General features: G+C 64.1%; 1 protein-coding gene. It reads left to right on the forward strand.

The window, feature by feature from the left end; translation table 11 throughout:
• A partial coding sequence (locus AACY52_RS30660) for a hypothetical protein (protein WP_339561439.1) occupies nt 1–467 on the forward strand: 467 nt, incomplete at its 5' end.
• Nucleotides 468–474: the final 7 nt, after the last annotated feature.

Genomic DNA, 474 nt, shown 5'->3' on the forward strand with positions numbered 1-474 from the left:
AGACGGTCAATGCCGATGGCGCGCTGATCGGCCCGTGGAATCCGTGGCTGCACGAGCCGGTGATCGGCAAGGCGGTGTGGGAGCTGACCAAGGCGATGACCGCGCAAGCGACGCTCGACGACAAGCCGCGCCAGATCGCCATCCTGGTGTGCGGCGCGCATTTCGATGCGGCCTATGAAATCTACGCGCACATTGCGGTCGCCGAGCATGAGCAGATGTCGCCGCAGCGCCTGTCCGAGCTTTGCGCCAACATCAAGCCGCACGACCTCTCTCCGCAAGAGAGCGTCGCCTATGATGTGGCCTTTGCGCTGGTCAATGGCGGGGTGCTGCCCGAGCCGTGCTACCGGCTCGCGGTGCACACCTTCGGCCAGCACGGCACCAATGAGCTGATCTATCTGGTCGGGCTGTATGCGTTGGTGTCGATGACGCTCAACGGCTTCAACGTGCCGGTGCCTGAGCGGGATTAGAGCCGCT

This window comes from Pseudomonas sp. EA_65y_Pfl1_P113 (assembly GCF_963970525.1).
GTDB classification, from domain to species: domain Bacteria; phylum Pseudomonadota; class Gammaproteobacteria; order Pseudomonadales; family Pseudomonadaceae; genus Aquipseudomonas; species Aquipseudomonas tritici.